This window comes from Litoreibacter sp. GN1-5 (assembly GCF_055693805.1).
Window position 1 is genome coordinate 3499651 of the sequence record NZ_JBVFUP010000001.1, and the last position, 15779, is coordinate 3515429.

The 15779-nt window shown below is 55.2% G+C and carries 16 protein-coding genes; 13 read left to right on the top strand and 3 right to left on the bottom strand.

Going from position 1 to position 15779, the window contains the following annotated elements:
* Positions 1-180: 180 nt before the first annotated feature.
* From ACZ1HF_RS17600 to ACZ1HF_RS17655, 12 genes are all read left to right on the top strand, one after another.
* Positions 181-333 (top strand): hypothetical protein, encoded by a 153-nt coding sequence (locus ACZ1HF_RS17600; protein WP_472658732.1) that lies wholly within the window; start codon positions 181-183, stop codon positions 331-333.
* A gap of 6 nt (positions 334-339) precedes the next feature.
* Complete coding sequence (locus tag ACZ1HF_RS17605) at positions 340-510, top strand: hypothetical protein (RefSeq protein WP_472658733.1); 171 nt, start codon at positions 340-342, stop codon at positions 508-510.
* 176 nt (positions 511-686) lie between these two features.
* The gene (locus ACZ1HF_RS17610; RefSeq protein ID WP_472658734.1) at positions 687-1370 is read left to right on the top strand and encodes a cation:proton antiporter; all 684 of its coding nucleotides are present in this window, start codon (positions 687-689) and stop codon (positions 1368-1370) included.
* Between the two features lie 78 nt (positions 1371-1448).
* Entirely contained in the window at positions 1449-2294 is an 846-nt protein-coding gene (locus ACZ1HF_RS17615) for an MIP/aquaporin family protein (RefSeq protein WP_472658735.1), read from the top strand.
* Positions 2291-3358 (top strand): dihydroxyacetone kinase subunit DhaK, encoded by a 1068-nt coding sequence (gene dhaK / locus ACZ1HF_RS17620; protein ID WP_472658736.1) that lies wholly within the window; start codon positions 2291-2293, stop codon positions 3356-3358. Before ACZ1HF_RS17615 ends, dhaK begins: the two co-directional genes overlap by 4 nt.
* Before the next feature lies 1 nt (position 3359).
* Positions 3360-3998, top strand: a complete 639-nt coding sequence (dhaL, locus tag ACZ1HF_RS17625) for a dihydroxyacetone kinase subunit DhaL (protein ID WP_472658737.1) — start codon at positions 3360-3362, stop codon at positions 3996-3998.
* Positions 3995-6433 carry a phosphoenolpyruvate--protein phosphotransferase gene (gene ptsP, locus ACZ1HF_RS17630; protein ID WP_472658738.1) on the top strand — a complete coding sequence of 813 codons (2439 nt, stop codon included), beginning with the start codon at positions 3995-3997 and terminating at the stop codon, positions 6431-6433. The genes dhaL and ptsP overlap by 4 nt, the downstream gene beginning before the upstream one ends.
* 20 nt (positions 6434-6453) lie before the next feature.
* Positions 6454-6888 carry a universal stress protein gene (locus tag ACZ1HF_RS17635; RefSeq protein ID WP_472658739.1) on the top strand — a complete coding sequence of 145 codons (435 nt, stop codon included), beginning with the start codon at positions 6454-6456 and terminating at the stop codon, positions 6886-6888.
* 186 nt (positions 6889-7074) lie between these two features.
* Entirely contained in the window at positions 7075-8241 is a 1167-nt protein-coding gene (locus ACZ1HF_RS17640; protein ID WP_472658740.1) for a glycoside hydrolase family 6 protein, read from the top strand.
* 573 nt (positions 8242-8814) lie between these two features.
* Positions 8815-11223 carry a phenylalanine--tRNA ligase subunit beta gene (gene pheT / locus ACZ1HF_RS17645; protein ID WP_472658741.1) on the top strand — a complete coding sequence of 803 codons (2409 nt, stop codon included), beginning with the start codon at positions 8815-8817 and terminating at the stop codon, positions 11221-11223.
* 21 nt (positions 11224-11244) lie between these two features.
* Positions 11245-11694, top strand: coding sequence for a YtoQ family protein (locus ACZ1HF_RS17650; protein ID WP_472658742.1), 450 nt, complete (start codon positions 11245-11247; stop codon positions 11692-11694).
* Positions 11695-11741: 47 nt separating this feature from the next.
* Positions 11742-13346: a GMC family oxidoreductase gene (locus ACZ1HF_RS17655; protein ID WP_472658743.1), complete on the top strand. Its 1605-nt coding sequence runs from the start codon at positions 11742-11744 to the stop codon at positions 13344-13346.
* On the opposite strand, the gene ACZ1HF_RS17660 is transcribed toward ACZ1HF_RS17655, so the two are convergent.
* On the bottom strand, positions 13327-14025 hold the full coding sequence (locus tag ACZ1HF_RS17660) for a glutathione S-transferase family protein (RefSeq protein WP_472658744.1): 699 nt from the start codon (positions 14023-14025) through the stop codon (positions 13327-13329). The genes ACZ1HF_RS17655 and ACZ1HF_RS17660 overlap by 20 nt on opposite strands.
* A 178-nt stretch (positions 14026-14203) precedes the next feature.
* Between ACZ1HF_RS17660 and mscL the strand changes: the two genes are divergently transcribed.
* Positions 14204-14587: a large-conductance mechanosensitive channel protein MscL gene (gene mscL, locus ACZ1HF_RS17665; RefSeq protein ID WP_472658745.1), complete on the top strand. Its 384-nt coding sequence runs from the start codon at positions 14204-14206 to the stop codon at positions 14585-14587.
* A 115-nt stretch (positions 14588-14702) separates the two neighbouring features.
* Here the strand turns inward: mscL and ACZ1HF_RS17670 are convergent, their stop codons facing one another.
* Together ACZ1HF_RS17670 and ACZ1HF_RS17675 are read right to left on the bottom strand one after the other, a co-directional pair.
* Positions 14703-15026: an AzlD domain-containing protein gene (locus ACZ1HF_RS17670; RefSeq protein WP_472658746.1), complete on the bottom strand. Its 324-nt coding sequence runs from the start codon at positions 15024-15026 to the stop codon at positions 14703-14705.
* Positions 15023-15721 (bottom strand): AzlC family ABC transporter permease, encoded by a 699-nt coding sequence (locus ACZ1HF_RS17675; protein WP_472658747.1) that lies wholly within the window; start codon positions 15719-15721, stop codon positions 15023-15025. Before ACZ1HF_RS17675 ends, ACZ1HF_RS17670 begins: the two co-directional genes overlap by 4 nt.
* Positions 15722-15779 lie beyond the last annotated feature (58 nt).

A 15779-nucleotide genomic window follows, 5' to 3' on the forward strand; every position in this document is an offset into this window, starting at 1 on the left:
GCTCGATCAGTTTTAGCTGTAGCTATTCATTTTGAATGCAGCTTATGTGAGCTCCGAGAACTCGTTCATAAATGTATAGAGTCCGCCCAATTAAAGGATGGGCGCTTGACGAAGATCAACCAAGGTGTCGCAGGATAATTTATCGTTAAATGGTGATAATCCAATTTGACGGAACCTGATATGACACTTCTTCGCCCTGCCGCTGCTTTCCTTGCTCTTCTGCTTATTGCCGGATGTACAGAGGAAGGCAAATACCCGGTTTCGGGTGAGGAATGCGGCCCTGATGATCCGGTGAAAGAGCTTGATGCATCGGATTGCTTGCCGCCTGTCTAAACTGGTTTGATAGATCCCGCCTCTCTGATTGCGCTTGGTGCGCTGTTTCTGGCTGGCCTTGTTGCGGATATTTGTGCGCGCAAGACCGGCTTTCCGCGTGTGACGCTTCTGCTTGTGTTCGGACTTGTGGCAGGGCGCGCGGGGTTTGACCTTATTCCGGCAAACTTGAAGGGGTAGCATGAGTTTCTATCAGTCATCGCTCTGACAATGATTGCGTTTCTACTGGGCGGCGCGTTGCGACGACGACGGCCCCGGCGGCCACTAATGATGTCATCACCCAATCCGGGCGCGACACCGGGTTCACCCGGACCTTGCGTGGGATCGTAGCAATTGACGATGTTTGGGGGCTAATTGTGTTCAACCTTATCCTTGTGGTCGTGGCGCAGATGAACGGGCATAGCGAGACTACTGATCTGTTCCACGCCGCTTGGGAAATCGGTGGCGCGCTTGGTCTGGGGCTGTTGATCGGTGTCCCGGCGGCTGCACTGACCGGACGGCTTAAAGATGGCGAACCTTTAGAAATCGAAGCGCTTAGCCTTGTATTTCTGACCGCCGGGCTGGCCTTGTGGCTGGACGTCTTTTTTCTCATCGCAGGCATGACGGTGGGGGCGGTGATCGTCAACACCGCGTCGCATCATCAGAAAGCGTTTCATGAGATCGAGCATATCCAATGGCCATTTGTCGTGCTGTTTTTCCTTCTTGCAGGCGGCGCGTTGGAGCTTGAGGCCGCTTTGTCTTTGGGTGGGATCGGTATTTGCTTTGTCGCCTTGCGCGCGATTGCCCGTGTCTTTGGGGGGTGGGTTGGTGCCAATTTGTCTGGCAGACCCTCAACTGAGCGCAAATGGTTTGGCGTGGCATTGCTGCCGCAGGCGGGAATTGCGATTGGCATGGCGATGATAGCATCCCAACGCTTTCCTGACTGGGCGCCGCAAATCCTGGCGCTGACCATTGGCAGTACGGTGATTTTTGAATTGCTGGGCCCGATTGCGACGCTTACTGCCATCCGGCGTGTTGAAGCCGTCTCTGAGCGCGATTGATCTTAGTCAACGTGACGTCTTAAGCCGCCCTTATAGTCCGTTCCCATCAGATACATGTGTCTGGAGAGGAGACATCTCATGCAAAAATCCGTCATTCACGAAATGATTGCCGAGGGGATAGGCACCTTTATCCTTGTTCTTTTTGGCGTGGGAGCGGTCGCAGTGTCGGTCTGGACTGGGGGTCTCAGCCTGTGGCCCGTAGCTTTGATGTTTGCGCTGGGTGTGACCTTTGGGGTGTATGTCTCAGGCAAGATCTCAGGCGGGCATATCAACCCGGCCGTGACGCTGACGCTGGCGATCTTCACGGGCTTTTCCTGGACCAAGGTCGCGCCTTATATCATTGCTCAATTCATTGGCGCGATGCTGGCAGCGGCAGCGATTTACGGCTTTTATTCTGGCATCCTTGCCCAATTCGAGATTGGCGCGGAGATCACCCGTGGCTTGCCAGGCAGTCAGCTTAGCGCGATGGGATTTGGCACTTACGCGCCAAACCCTGCTTTTATCGGTACGGATGAAGCGGCTTTTGCGCAGGTCTCGTTGAGCAAATGGTTTATGTCCGAAGCCTTTGTTACAGCCATTTTGGTCTTTGGCGTGTTATTTCTGACCGATCAGCACAACACCTCTGCGCCCTCGGCCAATTTGGCACCGTTCTTCATCGGTCTGCTGGTCGCGGCGCTGGTGGCCTATGAGGCACCGATTTCCATGACAGCGATGAACCCGGCGCGTGATCTGGGACCGCGCATCATGTCCTATTTCTTCGGCTGGGGCGAAATGGCGATACCCGGACCGCGGGGCGGCTGGTGGATTCCCAGCGTGGCCTCCATTGCCGGTGGGCTGGTGGCGGGGGCCTTTTATCGTGGCTTCTACCGGGGCGTTTTTGAAACCTATGACACCGAGCAACCTGAATGGGAGGTGGAGAAATGAAAAAACTGATCAACAAGGCAGATGATGTCACGGCTGAACAGCTACACGGGCTGGGGTTGGCACATCTGGATATCGAAGTGCATCACGATCCCGCTTTTGTCAGTGTCGTGGGCGGTGCGAAAGATCGTGTCGCGGTAATCTCGGGCGGTGGTTCGGGGCATGAGCCGTTGCATGGCGGGTTCGTTGGCATGGGCATGTTGGATGCCGCCTGTCCGGGGCAGGTCTTTACCTCCCCCACGCCGGACCAGATGTATGCAGCTGCCAAAGAAGTGGCGGGTGAGAAAGGCGTGTTGCAGATCGTCAAGAACTATACCGGCGATGTGCTGAATTTCCAGATGGCCGCCGATATGCTGCGCGATGATGGCATCTCTATGCGCAATATTATCATCGATGATGATGTTGCGCTCAAGGACTCGCTCTATACCGCCGGGCGGCGGGGGCTGGGCACAACGATCATCGCCGAAAAGGTCTGTGGTGCCGCCGCGCGAGAGGGTTATGATCTGGATCAGATGGCAGCGTTGTGCCGCAAGGTGAACCTTTATGGCAAAAGCATGGGGGTCGCCCTGACCTCCTGCACGACGCCACAAAATGGCAAACCCAGCTTCGAGTTGGGTGCTGATGAGATAGAAATCGGCATCGGCATTCACGGCGAGCCGGGGGTAGAACGCATCAAGATCAAAACCGCGGATGAGGTGACAGAGATCCTGGCAGACCACATCTTTGAGGACGAAGCCTACACACGCAAGCTTTCGGAGTGGGACAGCGCCAAGGGCGATTGGGTAGATAGCGAAGTGACCGATATCACCTTCAGCTCAGGCGACGAGGCCATCGCGATCGTCAATGGGATGGGCGGCACGCCCGTGTCCGAGCTTTACACTGTCTATGCCAAACTGGCCGAGATTGCAGGGCGGCACGGCGTCAAGATAATCCGCAATCTGGTCGGCAATTACATCACCTCTCTGGAAATGGCGGGTTGTTCCCTGACGCTGGTGAAGGTGGATGACGAAATCCTGCGGCTCTATGATGCGCCGGTCAACACGCCCGCTCTGCGCTGGGGTGTCTGAGATGACGTATAAGGCCTTGACGGCCTCGGTGCTGCGCGCATGGATCGAGAAATCCGCTGCCGCCCTGTCGGAAAATCGGGTTTGGCTGACTGAACTGGACAGCCCTATCGGTGACGCCGATCACGGCAATAATATGGAACGTGGGTTTGCCGCAGTCCTGACGGCCTTGCCCGAAAGTGATGACCTTGGGGTGATCCTGAAAGCGGTTGCGATGACGCTGATCTCCAAGGTTGGCGGTGCAGCGGGACCGCTTTACGGCACGTTTTTTCTGGAGGCGAGCAAGGTTTTGCAACACCATGATAGGGCAGATGGCGAAGAGCTTGCCGCCTGCCTGAAAGCAGGCGTTGAAGGGGTCAAGAAGCGCGGCAATTCAGATGTTGGGATGAAGACAATGCTTGATGCGCTTGTGCCTGCAGTAACGATTTTCCGCGATTACATCATTGAAGACGGCACCATTCTGACCGGTTTGCAGGCCGCAGCCAAAGCGGCGGAAGAGGGGGCCAAGGCCACTATTCCAATGCAGGCGCAGCGCGGGCGGGCCAGCTATCTTGGGGAACGCAGCATTGGCCATCAGGATCCCGGTGCGACTTCAAGCTATCTGATCTTGCAAGCTTTCGCGGATGTGGTGGTCGAGACATGATCGGAATTGTCATCGTGTCCCACAGCCGCAAGCTGTCTGATGGCTTGAAAGAAATGGCAGACGCGATGACGCAAGCCCCGGTTCCGATTGCATCGGCCGGGGGCATCGATGATCCTGATAATCCTCTGGGCACCGACGCCGTTCGAGTTCAAGAGGCCGCGCGCTCGGTCATGTCTGACGATGGCGTCTTGATTTTTACTGATATCGGCTCTGCCAAGCTTAGCGCGGATATGGCTATAGATCTGCTGGATGATACGGAGCGCGCCCGCGTAAGGCATTGTGATGCGCCTTTGGTAGAAGGGGTTCTGGCGGCTGCTGTTCAAAGTGCGGCTGGCGGTTCGATGGACGCAGTCATGCGCGAAGCCAGTGGCAACATCCTTTTGCAACACAATTTCCGCGACAGTGTATCGCGAGAGTTCGTTATCAAAAACCGCCTTGGCCTGCACGCCCGTCCTGCCGCAATGTTTGTCGAGGCTATGAACAAATTTTCCGGAGAAATCCGGCTAATCAACCTGAGTAAAGGAAAACCTGCCGCAAATGCCAAAAGCATCAACGGTGTCATGCTATCCGAGGTCTCGGGCAATGATCGAGTGCGGCTGGTCGCGTCTCCTGCAGAGGCAGAAGCTGTGTTTGCCGAGATGGACCGCCTTCTGACTGCCAATTTTGGTGAGGCAGATATAGCGTCCGCTGGGTTGAAAGTGACCGAAGTTGCTTCCCCGCAGCTGGTTGAAGGGCAACTGACAGGTGTGTCAATCACACAGGGTTTTGCTACGGCACCGCTACAGCATGTCTGTCGGGAATTGCCCAAAGTTACGCTAACGCAGATCGACGATGTCGAGTCCGAAATCGCGCGTTTTGATGAGGCTCTTGCCAGCTCTGAGGCAGAGATAAAGGCGCTGTTGTCCGGCAAAGAAGACAGCATAAGTGCCAATGATCAGAAAATCTTCGACGCACATATCGCCTATTTACATGATCCTGATATCACAACCCGCGTGCATGACGGGATTGCGAACAAACAGGTTTGCGCTGCTGCGATCTGGCGGCAAGTAATTGATGAGCTGTATGAAACCTATGCTGATCTGAAAGACCCTGTTCTGGCGGCCCGTGCGGCCGATATTCTGGACGTCGGCCAGCGTGTGTTACGCCTGCTTCTGGGACAGAACGAACCCCGCGTTTTCGATAGCCCGGTCATTCTTGCCTATGATGAGCTTCGTCCCTCTGAGGTTCTGGCTCTTTCCGACACACGCGTGCTCGGGGTTTGCGCGGCATCGGGCGGCAAGACATCACATGCAGGCATTCTTGGCTCGACGCTGTCTATTCCGGTTGTTTTTGCTTTTGGCGAGGCATTGCAGGCAGTGCCAGATGGGCGAGAAGTTTTGTTGGATGGTGCGGCCGGTTTGCTGAAAATTGCCCCTGACCCCCAAGAAGTTGCTGCGATGCAGGTCAAGCGCGAGGCTTGGCAGAAGCGTCGGGCGCAGGCAGAGGCAATCAGGTTTGATCCAGCAATTACAACAGACGGGCACAAAGTCCGGGTCGCGGTCAATATGGCGTCGATGGATGAGCTGGGGTTGGTCGAAAACAGCGGCGCAGAGGAAGTTGGCCTGCTGAGAACCGAATTCTTGTTCATGCGTAGGGACAAGGCACCGACTGAAACCGAACAATTCGAGATTTATAAGAGGATAGTTGAGACGCTTGACGGTAAGCCATTGACCATCCGCACCACAGATATCGGCGGCGATAAGCCGGTGCTCTATCTGGATCGCTTGCCCGAAACGAACCCCAATCTGGGCTGGCGGGGTATTCGCCATAGCCTTGATGTGCCTGCATTGTTTGAAGTGCAGCTTGCGGCGATCCTTCGCGCCAGCGCATATGGCCCGGTACGTATTATGTTCCCGCTGGTCAGCACTCTGGACGAAGTGCATGCTGCTTGCGCCAGCGTGGAACAGGTCAAAACCCGATTAAAGACGCAGGGGCTGGTTTTTGGTGATGCAGTCGAGATCGGGGTCATGATCGAGGTGCCCGCCGCGGCGGAAATGGCAGATATACTGGCTTCGCAAGTCGATTTCTTCAGCATCGGGACAAATGATCTGACGCAATATGTAATGGCCGCTGATCGCGCCAATCCGAAAGTCCAAAACCTGTTTGACCCGTTTAATCCCGCTGTGCTGCGTATGGTACGTAAGTCTATCGACGCGGCTCACCGTGCCGGTATCTGGATTGGTATGTGCGGAGCTATGGCAGGCAGCCCGCTGGCAGCACCTGTGCTTGTCGGCATGGGGCTGGATGAGTTCAGCATGGCACCTGCGGATATCCCCGAATTCAAACTGACCCTGACCGGTCTTGATCGCGGTGCATGTCGCGGCTTGGCTGATGAGGTCCTCGACATGACCTCTGCTGCGGCTGTTCGCGCGCGAATTACGGAGTTTATTGGATAAACCAAAAGAAAGGACATCCCATGTTTAAGAATATCACAGTTGCTGTAGACGGCTCGGATCATGCCTGGCGCGCGTTGCGCATCGCTTGCGATCTGGCACAGCACTATGAAAGCAGCCTGCATCTAGTGCATACCCCCGAACTTGGCAGCACGGGTATTGCTGTGGGATCAGGCGCGGTTGAGATCCAGCCGACAGATGAACAAGTGATTGAAGCAGGACGGGTGGTGATGGCTGAGGCTGCGACGATAGCCCGCGATATGGGCGTCGAACCCGCCAATCAGATCGTTAGCAATGGCACACCCTCGCAAGAGGTCATTGCGACGGCCAATAACACAGAGTCCGACCTGATCGTTACCGGAAGGCGCGGCATGGGCGGTATTGCAAGCTTGCTGATGGGAAGTACATCGCAAAAGATTGCTCACGACTCACCCTGCGCCTATCTGACAGTGAAATGATGCGGTTGCAGTGCGGTGGGGTGTTAGTCGGCTTTTCGAAGCCAACATTCGCTTTCAACACGGTGCCTTCGCGATCTTTTCCATAAGCGGCACCCTGCCGCATTATTCGCGGCGACTACATCTTGCTATGATTGCCAAAACATAAAGCGTATCCATTTGATATTACTGAAATTGAGGGAGGATCCGATGATCCGCAGGCTCGGAATTTCAATTGGCTTGTCGCTGTTTGCGACGGTAGTTAGCGCTTTCGAATATGATTTAGATACAGAGTTCTACCAGCCCGGTCCGGGCGCTATCGAAGGTGCAATTGCGCATATCAAGGCGCTTGAGGCGGATGATCGTACCGCAGACGCAGACAGAGTTCGCGAGGCGATTCAGCAGCCTATGGCAGTTTGGATCACACAAGGCATACCTGATGAAGCCAAAACACAGGCAAAGCAAGTTATGTCCGCAGCCGGCGCGCATGGAAAAATCCCAGTCTTTGCGGCCTATAATATTCCGTTCCGCGACTGTGCCCAGTATTCGGCAGGTGGTGCAACCTCAGTTGAGGATTATCAAGCTTGGATCGATGGCTTGGTTGACGGGATTGGTGCTGGTGACGCTATCGTCATTTTAGAACCGGACGGGCTCGCGATTATTCCCCATGCCACCACTATTGACGGCGAAAACGACTGGTGCCAGCCAGAGGAAGGCAATCCCGAAACCGCAGAGGCCGAGCGTTATGCGATGACGGAATACGCGGTTGCCGCCCTGAAAGCCAATCTTGGCACCAAAGTCTATCTCGACGGTGGCCATGCCGATTGGCTTGCTCCACGAGAAATTGCCTCCCGTCTTCTGCGTGCGAAGGTTCAGGAAGCTGACGGTTTTTTCTTGAACGTGTCCAACTATGTCGCAACGGACCGTCAGATCGAGCATGGCGAACGTGTCGCGAAATGCGTGTTCTGGGGTCTTGAGGGCAACGACGTGAGCGACTGCACGAATGATGACGCTTTTTATGAAGATAATGTTGACCCTATCATTGCTGAGAAAGGTGAAGACGCCGTACCCCATTTCGTGATCGACACTAGCCGCAACGGCAATGACGTCTGGACAGGCGATGCATCGTATCCAGATGCGCAGGTCTGGTGCAATCCACCAGGCCGTGCCCTTGGGCAACCTGCGACGACGGATACGGATTCACCCTATGCGGACGCTTATCTTTGGATCAAAATTCCCGGTGAATCAGACGGAGAGTGTTCTCGTGGCCTCACTGATCAGAACGGAGTGGATCCGGAGTGGGGTATGGTGGATCCTGCGGCGGGCAAGTGGTTTGCAGAGCAGATCGAGAGTCTGGTGGCTGCCACGGGCGAATGAACCCACGAACTGATTTTTGTTTGATAAAAATTCGCGCTTGCTGCGGCGCGCGAAGGACTTTAGCCAATTTGTGCAGATTCTGGAAAACGTAGTGTCGCGCCAGCCATGCGCACATGCGCAACATTCAACAATATCGAAAATCAAAATAGGGCGATCAAAAAATCGTCCGTTTTTTTTAATTTATGCCTAGCCTAGCGGATCAAATCGCACATTGGCTTGAGCGCACCGTTACATCCAAATTCGGATAGTCCCAAAGAACTGCCCTGACGGATAGTGCTGGTCGAATTATCAAGCGACATAATCGCAATTGCAGCGCATATCGAAAGAATCGCTACTGCAGGTTTGAATATCGACTGTAGGATTTCGGCAAAAAAGCCCATCTCAAACAACCCCCGTTAATGAGAAACCTAGTTACTATGTGTCAGAATAACATCAAAAATATGTCATAAATAAGGCAACCGTCTGTAGCCCGTTGTCTGTAAGGGATTTTTGTCATGTTCAACACTTTTGTTTGGCCGTTCAATAGAGTAATTACAGGCTCTGAAACCTAGTTTGAACCAAGGCCCGCCTGACATGAAATTCACCCTCTCCTGGCTAAAAGATCATCTGGAAACGGACGCATCTCTGGATGATATTCTTTACGCTCTGACCGATCTCGGGCTGGAGGTTGAAGGCGTCGAAAATCCGACCAGCAGGTTGCAGGCGTTTACAATCGGCAAGGTTCTTAAGGCCGAAAAACATCCTGATGCGGACAAGTTGAAGGTGTGTCAGGTGCAAACGGATGAGGGCGAAACCCAGATCATCTGCGGCGCGCCGAATGCGCGCGAAGGCATCATAGTGGTTATTGCAAAACCCGGCACCTACGTGCCTGGCATTGATACCACTATTGGAGTTGGCAAAATCCGGGGCATCGAAAGTTACGGCATGATGTGTTCCGAGCGCGAGATGGAACTGTCAGATGAACATGACGGCATTATCGAACTGCCATCCGGCGAGATCGGTCAAAGCTTCACCGATTGGCTTTCCGAAAATGACCCTGCAAAGGTCGATCCGGTGATCGAGATTGCAATCACACCCAACCGCCCTGATGCGTTGGGTGTGCGTGGTATTGCCCGCGATCTGGCTGCGCGCGGTCTGGGCAAGATGAAACCGCGCGATATTGATCCGGTGCCGGGGGCCTTTGCTTGCCCGATCAGCGTAAGCATCGACGATGGCGCAAAGGACGCTTGCCCGGTTTTCTATGGCAGACTGATCAAAGGGGTAAAGAACGGTCCAAGCCCGGCCTGGTTGCAGCAGCAGCTTAAGGCCATCGGGTTGCGTCCAATCTCGATCCTTGTCGATGTGACGAACTTCTTCACCTATGATCGCAACCGCCCCTTGCACGTGTTTGATGCGGACAAGATCACCGGCAATTTGCGCGTGCATCTCTCAGAGGGTGGCGAAACGCTGAGCGCGCTTGATGACAAGGACTATACCCTGTCCGAAGGCATGACTGTGATCTCGGATGACAACAACATCGAAAGCCTTGGCGGGATCATGGGGGGTGCGGCCTCTGGGTGTAGCGAAGGGACGGTAAATGTATTCCTTGAGGCTGCCTTCTTTGACCCGATCCGCACGGCCCATACGGGCCGCAAGCTCAAGATTAACTCGGACGCGCGCTACAGGTTTGAGCGCGGCATTGACCCCGAATGGACGCCAACTGGTATTGAACATGCCACCCGCATGATCCTTGATTTGTGCGGTGGTGAGGCCTCTGAAGTTGTGGTCGCAGGTCAGATCCCCGATCATGCCCGCGCCTATAAGTTGGATACAGACCGGGTACAGTCGCTTGTTGGTATGGAAATCCCTGCCGAAACCCAACGCGCCACGCTGACAGCTTTGGGCTTCCGGCTGGACGGCGATATGGTCCATGTCCCAAGCTGGCGTCCTGATGTCATGGGAGAGGCTGATCTGGTGGAAGAGGTCGCCCGCATCGCGTCACTGACCAAACTGCAAGGCAAGCCAATGCCGCGCGCCGCAACCGGCGTGCCGAAGCCAATCCTGACACCCATGCAACGGCGCGAACAGATCGCGCGCCGCACCTGCGCAGCACTGGGCTATAATGAATGCGTGACCTATTCTTTCATTGATCAGAAAACGGCCACGCTGTTTTCTGGTGGCGAAGACACGACGCGCCTTGAAAACCCGATTTCCTCTGAGATGAGCCATATGCGCCCGGCGCTTTTGCCCGGTCTTCTGCAAGCCGCTGCCCGCAATCAGGCCCGCGGTTTCGGCGACATGGCCCTGTTCGAGGTCGGCCCTGCCTTCCATGGCGGGGAGCCCGAAGAACAGCAGCTGCTGGTCACAGGTCTTCTGGTTGGCCATACCGGCCCCAAGGACGTGCATGGCACCCGCCGCGCGCTTGACATCTATGATGTCAAAGCCGATGCCGAAGCCGTTCTGAATGCCATCGGTGCCCCCGCCAAAGCCCAGATCCTGCGGGGCGCAAGCGATTGGTGGCACCCCGGCCGCCATGGCATGATCTGCCTTGGCCCCAAGAAAGTACTGGGTGTCTTTGGCGAGGTTCACCCCAAAGTGCTGTCCGAGATGGACGTCAAAGGCCCTGCCATGGCCTTCACGCTCTGGCCTGCCGAAGTTCCTTTCCCGAAAACCAGATCGGCCACCCGCCCGGCACTTCACCTGCGTGATCTGCAAGCGGTGGAACGAGATTTCGCGTTTGTTGTGGACAATGATATTGAGGCCCTGACCTTGATTAATGCCGCAACTGGGGCTGACAGGACCCTGATCCAGAATGTGCGTGTTTTCGACGAATTCATTGGCCCGAAGGCCGAGGATCAGATGGGCGCGGGTAAAAAATCCCTCGCGATTACTGTGCGCCTGCAACCAAGCGATAAAACGCTGACCGACGAAGAGATCGAGGCGATCAGTGCCAAGATCGTCGAGAAAGTCAGCAAAGCCACAGGCGGCACCCTGCGCGGATAGCACTTTTGAAAGGATTGCGCGATGACATTGACTGTTTATCTCTCGGGTGAAATCCACACGGATTGGCGCGATCAGATCATTGACGGGGCCAAGGGGCTGGATGTGCAATTCAATAGCCCTGTGACAGATCACGCCGCGTCAGACGATTGCGGCGTGAAAATTCTGGGCGCCGAGGATCAGAAATATTGGCACGACCACAAAGGCGCGATGGTCAATGCGATCCGAACACGCAAAGGCATAACCGATGCGGACGTGGTCGTGGTTCGGTTTGGTGAAAAGTACAAACAATGGAACGCGGCCTTCGATGCGGGCTATGCGGCAGCTTTGGGCAAGTCCCTGATCATCCTGCACGGCCCTGATCATCAACATGCCCTGAAAGAGGTGGACGCTGCAGCTTTGGCCGTCGCCGAACACCCGGCGCAGGTCGTCGACATCCTGCGCTACGTTTTGATGGGAAAATTGCCAGGGTAACGCAAGGTTCAGGTCGCGTGCGCTGCATATCCGGCTAACTTGGCTTCATGATTTTTGACTATGTTATTATTGGTGGTGGGTCTGGTGGCGCGACATTGGCGGCCCGGCTTAGCGAGAATCCAGCCGTCTCGGTCTGCTTGTTGGAAGCAGGCGGGCAGGGGCGGGACATTTTCATTCGTGCGCCCGCCCTTGTGGCGGCGATGATCTCGGGGCGGCCAAAAATCAACAATTGGGCGTTTCAGACCGTGCCGCAGGCAGGGCTAAACAACCGACGCGGCTTTCAGCCACGCGGCAAGGCTTTGGGCGGTTCCAGTGCAATCAACGCGATGCTCTATGTCAGGGGGCACCCGCAGGACTATGACGAATGGGCCAACCTAGAGGCCGACGGTTGGGATTGGGCCAGTGTGCTGCCATATTTCAAGCGCTCTGAAGGTAATAGCAGAGGGACCGATGCGCTACATGGCGGCGATGGCCCGTTACAAGTGGGCGAACAATCTGCGCCGCGCGCGATTTCTCACGCGTTTGTCAAGGCCTGCACATATCTGCAAGTTCCCCAAAACTATGATTTTAATGGTGCTGATCAGGAAGGGGCAGGGCTCTATCAGGTCACTCAGTTTCAATCTGGCCCTCGCAAGGGTGAGCGTTGTTCTGCAGCTGCGGCCTATCTCCACCCCGCGATAACCAGACCCAATCTGACTGTTCTTACAAAAGCGCAAGTGTCTCGGATTGAGGTGCAGCAGAACCGAGCCTGCGCTGTTCACTGGCGTGGCGGTCGCATAGAGGCCCGCAAGGAAGTGATACTTGCCGCTGGAGCGTTCGGGTCGCCGCAGTTGTTGATGCTGTCGGGCATTGGTCCCGAAGACGAACTGCGCACCCATGGTATCGAGCCAGTTCATGTCCTACCTGGTGTTGGGCAGAATTTGCAAGACCACCTGGATTATACGATCAGTTATACATCGCTGCGCCGCGATGTTGTCGGACTGACGCCGGGCGGAGTGCTTGACCTTGTAAAAGCAGGGCTCAGATGGCGCAGGGATGGCTCTGGCACATTTGCAAGCCCGTTCGCCGAAAGCGGCGCCTTCATCAAAAGCACCGTGGACGAGGTACGACCTGATTTGCAACTGCATTTCGTAATCGGCATAATTGACGATCACATGCGGAAAATTCACACGGCTCACGGATTTTCCTGCCATGTCTGTGTTTTGCGCCCTGAAAGCCGGGGGACGGTTGGGCTCACCTCTGATAATGCGGTGGACCCACCCCGCATTGATCCGGCCTATCTGAGTGCGCGAAGCGACCTGACAAAGCTGATGAAAGGTGCGCGTATACTCGAACAGATATTACAAAGCCCGCCCCTTGCTGCTTGGCGGGGGCAGCGGCTGTATGAAAATGACGGCTCCGACGCAGCACTTGAGGCTGATATTCGCCAACGAGCCGACACGATCTATCACCCCGTCGGCACTTGCCGAATGGGCGCAGATGACATGGCGGTGGTGGACAGCCAATTGAGTGTGCATGGTGTGCAAGGGCTACGCGTCGTGGACGCGTCGATTATGCCGCGGTTGCTGGGCGGCAATACTAATGCGCCCACCATTATGATTGCGGAACGCGCGGCTGATCTGATCCGAGGGATCAGTCCCGCGGTGGTGTAACTAGACCGACCTGCACAGCGTCACGCGCAACAAATCGATCCAGATACGCTACAAGCGCCTTGTGATCTTCCCAGCCCAAAACCTCTTTCGCGCCATAGAAATCCAGCGCGCGTAGCCAAGGCGCGATGGCAATATCCGCGATGGAATAGCTGCCGGTGATCCAGTCCTTGCCGCTCAGTTCTTTTTCAAGCACGGCCAGCAGGCGTTTTCCTTCGTCGATATAACGCTGTTGCGGGCGCTTATCTTCCCACCCAGAACCGGCGAATTTGTAGAAAAATCCAAGCTGGCCCAACATCGGCCCAAGGCCACCCATCTGAAACATCAGCCATTGGATTACCTTGGCCTTTTCGGACGCGGTTTCCCCAAGCAGCTTGCCGGACTTCTCAGCCAAATAGATCAGGATTGCCCCGGACTCAAACAAACCAATCGGGACACCATCAGGTCCGTTTGGATCAATGATGGCCGGGATCTTATTATTCGGGTTGAGTGACAGAAATTCAGGGCTTTTCACATCAGCATCCGCCAGCGTCACTTTATGGGCCTCATAAGGCAGCCCCATTTCCTCCAACGCGATTGAGGCTTTCACGCCATTAGGCGTTGGAAAAGAGTAAAGCTGAATAACGCTCGGGTCTTTGGCAAGCCATTTTTTGCTGATTGGAAAGTTGCTGAGATCGCTCATTGGGAAGCCTTTCATGTAAGGGCAAGTCTTACTTTACGGGGAAAAATTCACGCAGTTTCCCATACCTAACGGCATAAAATTATAAAAAAAGGGGTATTATTGTGTGAAAAAATGGTATGACACCTGCGGTTGCGCACAAAAAAAACAAAAGCGCACAGGAAGAGAAAAGGGACTCTACATGCTAAACGAATTCAAGGACTTCATCGCCAAGGGCAATGTCATGGACATGGCGGTTGGTATCATTATCGGGGCGGCCTTTACGGCAATTGTCACCTCTTTGGTTGATGATCTGATCAATCCGCTGATCGGTATCTTTATGGGGGGCGTGGACTTTTCCGGCCTTTCCGCGTCTGTGGGCGAAGCTACATTCACCTATGGTAACTTCATCATGGCGCTGATCAACTTCCTGATCATTGCCTGGGTGGTGTTCATGCTGGTCAAGATGGTGAACAAGGTGAAAGACGCGTCAACGGCCCCTGAAGAAGAGGCTCCTGCGGAAGACCCTGGCCCATCAGAGATCGATCTTCTGAAAGAAATCCGCGACAGCCTCGCAAAGGGCTAAGTTTAGGCCAGTTCCGGCTACCAAATACTCAACATTCCGCGCGCGGGGTCAGATCGACTTTGCGCGCGTTTTGTTTAATGTAACCCATAAGAACGTCTTGGCCTGATGCCAGCGCTTACAAATACTGCATCCCGTATAATACCAGCGCTCCACCAAGCATGGAGCCTGCGACGTTCTTGGTCCAAACCCCCAACACCATAGTCACTACCGCTGCTGTCAGACGGGCGGGGTCCGGCTCCCCGCCTGTTGCAGTGGGCCATAGGACCAAAGGTGCAACCAGGCCCGGTAGGATCGCCACCGCCGTATAGCGCAGATGGCGCAGCACCCATTCAGGCATCGGGCGGTCGCCAATCAGCCCAAGAAACGAGAAGCGGATCAGAAATGTTCCGACCCCCAAAACCACAATGATCCACCATATTTCAGTGTCCGAATAGTTCATGCCATGCGCCGTTCAACTTCTGCCCCGACGGCCATGGCAATACATGCGGCAATCAGCAGGCCAAGGTTCAGCGGCACGCTGACCAGCGCCAGTGACAGCACAATCGACACAAAGGCTGCCGCGACATGGGCTAATGTGCGCAGTGCCGGGGCGACAATCGCCAGAAAGGCGATGGGCATGATGAAATCCAATCCAAGCTCAGGCGGGATCTGCTCGCCGATCACAGCACCTACCCATGTGAAGATATACCAGAGCGGGCAAATCGGGCTCATTGCACCCAGATAATAGGCGGTCTTCTCGGGCAGGTTCATCCCGGTCTTTTGCTCAAATTCCTGAACAGCCAATGCATAGGGTTGATCCACCAGAAAATAGGCAATGAACGCTCGTTTCCACAAAGGTTCAGGCCCCAGATGCGGTGTCAGGGCTGCGGAATACATCGCCATGCGCAGGTTGACCGCCAATGCCGAGGCCAGGATCACTAAGGTGGGTGCGTTTTCTGACATGAACTGAAGGGCTGTGAATTGCGACGCCCCGGCAATCACCAGAACCGAGAAGCCCATGACCTGGCTCAGCTGCAGCCCGGCCTCGGTTGCCGCCACGCCAAACAGCAGTGCAAAAGGGGTCACAACAATGATAAATGGCAATCCGGCCCGGACGCCACGCCAATAGGCGGATTTCGTGGTGGTAGAAGCCATGTCCAAGCCCTAAAGTTACCCGTGCCTCAACAGCTACAGAGGCGTTGCGGAAGGTTCA

What these genes read in the sequence shown, in the direction of transcription:
- ACZ1HF_RS17600 (WP_472658732.1), top strand. Translation starts at nt 181, where the DNA reads ATGACACTTCTTCGCCCTGCCGCTGCTTTCCTTGCTCTTCTGCTTATT.
- ACZ1HF_RS17615 (WP_472658735.1), top strand. Translation starts at nt 1,449, where the DNA reads ATGCAAAAATCCGTCATTCACGAAATGATTGCCGAGGGGATAGGCACC.
- dhaK (WP_472658736.1), top strand. Translation starts at nt 2,291, where the DNA reads ATGAAAAAACTGATCAACAAGGCAGATGATGTCACGGCTGAACAGCTA.
- dhaL (WP_472658737.1), top strand. Translation starts at nt 3,360, where the DNA reads ATGACGTATAAGGCCTTGACGGCCTCGGTGCTGCGCGCATGGATCGAG.
- ptsP (WP_472658738.1), top strand. Translation starts at nt 3,995, where the DNA reads ATGATCGGAATTGTCATCGTGTCCCACAGCCGCAAGCTGTCTGATGGC.
- ACZ1HF_RS17635 (WP_472658739.1), top strand. Translation starts at nt 6,454, where the DNA reads ATGTTTAAGAATATCACAGTTGCTGTAGACGGCTCGGATCATGCCTGG.
- ACZ1HF_RS17640 (WP_472658740.1), top strand. Translation starts at nt 7,075, where the DNA reads ATGATCCGCAGGCTCGGAATTTCAATTGGCTTGTCGCTGTTTGCGACG.
- pheT (WP_472658741.1), top strand. Translation starts at nt 8,815, where the DNA reads ATGAAATTCACCCTCTCCTGGCTAAAAGATCATCTGGAAACGGACGCA.
- ACZ1HF_RS17650 (WP_472658742.1), top strand. Translation starts at nt 11,245, where the DNA reads ATGACATTGACTGTTTATCTCTCGGGTGAAATCCACACGGATTGGCGC.
- ACZ1HF_RS17655 (WP_472658743.1), top strand. Translation starts at nt 11,742, where the DNA reads ATGATTTTTGACTATGTTATTATTGGTGGTGGGTCTGGTGGCGCGACA.
- ACZ1HF_RS17660 (WP_472658744.1), bottom strand. Translation starts at nt 14,025, where the DNA reads ATGAGCGATCTCAGCAACTTTCCAATCAGCAAAAAATGGCTTGCCAAA.
- mscL (WP_472658745.1), top strand. Translation starts at nt 14,204, where the DNA reads ATGCTAAACGAATTCAAGGACTTCATCGCCAAGGGCAATGTCATGGAC.
- ACZ1HF_RS17670 (WP_472658746.1), bottom strand. Translation starts at nt 15,026, where the DNA reads ATGAACTATTCGGACACTGAAATATGGTGGATCATTGTGGTTTTGGGG.
- ACZ1HF_RS17675 (WP_472658747.1), bottom strand. Translation starts at nt 15,721, where the DNA reads ATGGCTTCTACCACCACGAAATCCGCCTATTGGCGTGGCGTCCGGGCC.